General features: G+C 66.5%; 2 protein-coding genes and 2 pseudogenes. 2 read left to right on the top strand and 2 right to left on the bottom strand.

Annotated features, from left to right (window positions below):
• Window positions 1-153, top strand: a pseudogene (locus B118_RS29675) (ISL3 family transposase); the annotation flags it as partial.
• A gap of 117 nt (window positions 154-270) precedes the next feature.
• Here the strand turns inward: B118_RS29675 and B118_RS34020 are convergent.
• Together B118_RS34020 and B118_RS34025 are read right to left on the bottom strand one after the other, a co-directional pair.
• Window positions 271-363 carry a hypothetical protein gene (locus B118_RS34020; protein ID WP_420329476.1) on the bottom strand — a complete coding sequence of 31 codons (93 nt, stop codon included), beginning with the start codon at window positions 361-363 and terminating at the stop codon, window positions 271-273.
• Window positions 326-646 carry an SAM-dependent methyltransferase gene (locus B118_RS34025; RefSeq protein ID WP_050592872.1) on the bottom strand — a complete coding sequence of 107 codons (321 nt, stop codon included), beginning with the start codon at window positions 644-646 and terminating at the stop codon, window positions 326-328. Before B118_RS34025 ends, B118_RS34020 begins: the two co-directional genes overlap by 38 nt.
• Window positions 647-897: 251 nt before the next feature.
• On the opposite strand from B118_RS34025, the pseudogene B118_RS31380 reads away from it, so the two are divergent.
• Window positions 898-1,095, top strand: a pseudogene (locus B118_RS31380) (dienelactone hydrolase family protein); the annotation flags it as partial.
• Window positions 1,096-1,332 lie beyond the last annotated feature (237 nt).

Below are 1,332 nucleotides of genomic sequence, written 5' to 3' on the forward strand. Positions count from 1 at the left end.
CTGCTCGACCAAGGCGTGGGCCTGCTGGAATGCGCCCGCCGCCTGCAGCTATCCCTGAACACCGTCAAACGCTACGCGCGAGCCGACCGGCCCGAACGGATGCTCCGCGTACCTAAATACCGTGCCAGCCTCGTCGACCCCTACCGCGAACACCCAATACTCCATGGCCGTGCGGTTGACATCACCGCTGAGTTCGTAGGTCGGATGGGTCACCATGAGGTAGCTGCCTGACGGCAGAGCCCCCATCCCCCGGCGCACAATCCGCTGTGCCTAGGCATCGTCGAGGACAAAGTTCAGAATGCCGAGCATCAGGACCCCGACCGGCCTATGGAAGTCGAGCGTAGCCGCGGCGGCGTGCAGAATTCGGTCCGGGTCCCGAATGTCGGCCTCGACGTAGCCGACCGGCTCCCCGGGGCCCGCCGGTCAGCAGCGCACGGGCGTGCACGAGGACGAGCGGGTCGTTGTCCACGTACACGACCCGGGACTCGGGTACGCGCTCCTGCGCCACGCTGTGGGTGTTGTTCGCGGTCGGGAGTCCGGTGCCGATGTTAAGGAACTGGTGGACGCCGGCGTCAACGAGGAACCGCGCCACCCGGGCGAGGAACTCCCGGTCCGCCCGGGCTACCGCGACGATGTCTGGGAACATGTCCCGCACCCGCGTTCCCACGACACAGTCAGCCTCGAAGTTGTCCTTGCCGCCGAGCCACCGCAGCCCTCATGCCTCCGTGCTGCTTGATTTGTTGGACGACCTCGCTGGGGCCCTCAAATTCGGCTGGATCCCTGTACCTCCGTGTCAGTACCCCGACGTCCGAGCACCCACGGAGCACTTCCCGAGATCATCGGCTTGGCCGAATCGTGGGGCTGTGACGGTGTGTCGGCTCCGAGTTGTCGGGTTAGGCCGCGGACGTCGATTGGCGGCTTGTTGTCTACGGCGGTGCCCTGCACGCCTTCCACCACCCACCGATGGGGGCTGACCAGACTGTGCTTCCCGGCGTCGGGTACCACCAGCGGTACGCGCAGCGGGCCTGGCTCGACATCGTGGCCCGGCTGGCGGAGTGCCTTCACGCACCGGAGGACGTCGACCTGCGTCACTAGCGCTACCAGGGCCTGTGTCGAAGTCGGCGGTGGTGCCTTAGCGGACGTCGTGGCGGTTGCCGCCGGTCAGGGCCGGCTGGACCGACCGTCGCCGTGTCATTTCGGCGGTGTGCCGGCATCGCCGATGTCCACCAGGCCGTCCACTAAGGGATGTCTCGTAACCCTGATGTCCGTCTGTTAGGGACAGTCGTGCAGGATGTTCGGGGTGCAGGTGATCACGTCAACCCGCCCGGAATG

The organism is Salinispora pacifica CNR114, assembly GCF_000514775.1.
In the GTDB taxonomy this organism is placed as follows: Bacteria; Actinomycetota; Actinomycetes; order Mycobacteriales; family Micromonosporaceae; genus Micromonospora; species Micromonospora pacifica.